This window comes from Brevundimonas sp. (genome assembly GCF_018608325.1).
GTDB lineage: Bacteria > Pseudomonadota > Alphaproteobacteria > Caulobacterales > Caulobacteraceae > Brevundimonas.
In genome coordinates, this window is record NZ_JABAZW010000112.1 from 1 (window position 1) to 2,607 (window position 2,607).

The 2,607-nt window shown below is 67.5% G+C and carries 3 protein-coding genes and 1 pseudogene; 2 read left to right on the forward strand and 2 right to left on the reverse strand.

Annotated elements, in window-relative coordinates; translation table 11 throughout:
• On the reverse strand, window positions 1–329 hold a 329-nt coding region (locus QZ281_RS11260), incomplete at its 3' end, for a SufE family protein (protein WP_292228397.1).
• Between the two features lie 256 nt (window positions 330–585).
• Here QZ281_RS11260 and QZ281_RS11265 point away from each other — a divergent pair.
• Window positions 586–1,269, forward strand: a complete 684-nt coding sequence (locus QZ281_RS11265) for a hypothetical protein (protein WP_292228399.1) — start codon at window positions 586–588, stop codon at window positions 1,267–1,269.
• Complete coding sequence (locus QZ281_RS11270) at window positions 1,251–2,210, forward strand: HAMP domain-containing sensor histidine kinase (protein ID WP_292228401.1); 960 nt, start codon at window positions 1,251–1,253, stop codon at window positions 2,208–2,210. The genes QZ281_RS11265 and QZ281_RS11270 overlap by 19 nt, the downstream gene beginning before the upstream one ends.
• Here QZ281_RS11270 and QZ281_RS11275 read toward each other — a convergent pair.
• Window positions 2,207–2,607: pseudogene (locus tag QZ281_RS11275) on the reverse strand (hypothetical protein); the annotation flags it as partial. The gene QZ281_RS11270 and the pseudogene QZ281_RS11275 sit on opposite strands and share 4 nt — an antisense overlap.

Here is a 2,607-nt window from a genome sequence, read left to right on the forward strand (position 1 = left end):
GCGTCGAAGTTCAGGATTTCCGCCGGGGTGCGCCCGGAATAGAGTTTCAGCAACAGGGCGATATTGCCCTTGGACAGGGCGCTGTCGCTGTCGGCGGCGAACCACAGCCGCCCCTCGCCCGCATCGGTCGCCAGCCAGACCTGGGCCGCACACCCCGGCACCTTATTGGCCTCGATCCGGTCAGCGTCAGCCAAAGGCGCCAGCCCCTTGCCCAGTTCGATGACGTATTCGATCCGCTGCTCCCAGTCGCCCAGCAGGTCGAAATCCTCGACCAGTTCGCCAAAGGTTTCGTCCAGGGATTCAGTCGGCGGGGTGCGGGCGTCAGTCATGGGCCGCCACATAGGCCCTGATCGTCGCCATGCAAACTGCTTGCCCTCATCGAAATAGACCTGAAACAGACCAGCGTTTCATTCAAATCGAGGGCAGGTCGGGGGCAGATCGCGGGCGGCGTTAACGATATGCACCCGTATTGTCCCCCGAAAAGCTTGGTAAACGCCGCCGCCGGAGTCGCCTCAGGGGGGAGCGGCCTCGCACCGACTCAGACGCAGGCCTAGTCTGACACTGGAAGAAACACGGCCTGAACCCTTGAACAAAACCCGCCAGCACCAGCAGAGGAACACCCCCCGCGCACGGCCAGACGCCGTTGCGTCGCGCGGGCCGTCGCTGGTCGCCCTGTGGCATGCGGGCTGGGCCGTGTCGGTCGCCCTGACAGCCCTTGTGGCGCAGATCATGGGCGCAATCCATGAACCGGCCCTGTCGGCCCTGCTGGTCATGGCCCTGCCCGGTGTGGCGGGGATCGTGCTGATGGCGCAGGACGGCGCGGGCCTACGATTCCTGCTGATCGGCGCGTGGCTGCTGGCCTCATTGGCGGCGGCGGGGCTGACCGGAGGTCTGGCCGGGCCTCTGCCGGGTCTGCTGGTCATGCCGCTGGCCGCGGGGATCGCACTGGAGCATTCGGGCATAGGCGATGACCGCCTGACCCGCGTGGGCGCCTTCGCCGTAGGACTGGCGCTGGCGGCGGGTCTGATCGCTGTCTGGATGAACGGTGTTGGCGCGCCCCAGCCCGTTTTGGCCGCCGCTTCCGCCTTCCTGGCCCTGATCGCAACGGTCACGGCCATGCGCCTGACCTGGGGCGAGCGTCGCCGTCGTCTGGAGCGGGCCGAGGCCGGCCTGTCCCGCGTTGAAAACCTGCTGAACGCCCAGCCCGGTCTGGTCATGCTGTTGTCGGCGCAAGGCCGGCTGGAGGGCTCATGGTCGCCGCCGCCATGACCCGCGCCGAAACAGGCCAGACGGTCGAGGTCCAGTTCAGCCCCCGCGCCGCACTGGACCGCCGCATCACCCTGATCCTGCGCCGCTTCGACATCGCAGGCGACGCACCGCGCCTGATCGCGCAGGCTTTCGACGGCACCAGCCAGTTCGCGCGTGAACTGCGGCTGGAGAACGCCCGTCTGGAGGCCGAGGCCCAGAGCGCGGGCAAGACCCGTTTCCTGGCCAATATGAGCCATGAGCTGCGCACGCCCCTGAACGCCGTGATCGGGTTCGCCGACATCATGCGCCAGCGCCTGTTTGGCGCCCTGCCCGACCGTTACGCGGGCTACGCCGACTCTATCCATGAGGCGGGCGGTCACCTGCTGGCCCTGATCAACGACGTGCTGGACCTGTCGAAGATCGAGGCCGAGCGCTACGAACTGGCGGTCGAAACCTTTGATGCGCGCGACGCCATTTCCGCCGCCATCGCCCTGGTTCGGCTGCAGGCCGACGACCGCGACATTCATCTGGCCGGGGTGCTGCCGCCCCATCCTCTGGCCGTGACCGCCGATCCGCGCGCGCTGAAGCAGATCACCCTGAACCTGCTGTCCAACGCCGTGAAGTTCACGCCCAAGGGCGGATCGGTCACCGTCACCCTGGACGCCATCGGCCCCTATATGGAGTTGGCCGTCGCCGACACCGGCGTAGGCATTGCGCCCGAGGACCTGAAACGTCTGGGCCGCCCGTTCGAACAGGCGGGCGGCGCCGATCAGCGGTCACAGGGCACGGGTCTGGGCCTGTCGCTGGTTCGGTCGCTGACGGAACTGCACGGCGGGCGCATGACCATCGACAGCACCCTGGGCGAAGGCACGGTCATCATGGTGCGCCTGCCGGTCATCGCCTTCGCATCCCGCGTCGAGCCGACCGCGCCTGCCGCCAAGCCCGAGCCGGTCGAGGCCTAAATCCGGCCCATCGCCAGGAAGGCGCGTCCGGCGCCGAAATCGCCCGCCTCGAATGTCGATGTGGCGATGCTGCCGTCACGGAACACGAACTCGACCACGAAGACCTCGCGCGGGTCCAGATGCGACAGGGCGTCCGCCGCCGTCGCCGGAAAGACCCAGGCCTGCCCCGTCGTCCGGTTTTCCGCCAGCAGGCTGACGTCCGCCGCCGCCACGCCCGACGCCTCTGCGAAATTCTCCTGGCGTGATGTCCTCTCGAGCCATCGCACGACCTCTTTTGGCGTCGCGTTCCTCCGCAGCTCGACGATCACGGGCAGGGGCATGTTGGCGTCAGATGGGTTGGGAATGCAGCTCTTTCCCGTCGACATCTCATCTGGCACGTTGCACATTTTGCAGGCCG

What these genes read in the sequence shown, in the direction of transcription:
- QZ281_RS11270 (WP_292228401.1), top strand. Translation starts at nt 1,251, where the DNA reads ATGGTCGCCGCCGCCATGACCCGCGCCGAAACAGGCCAGACGGTCGAG.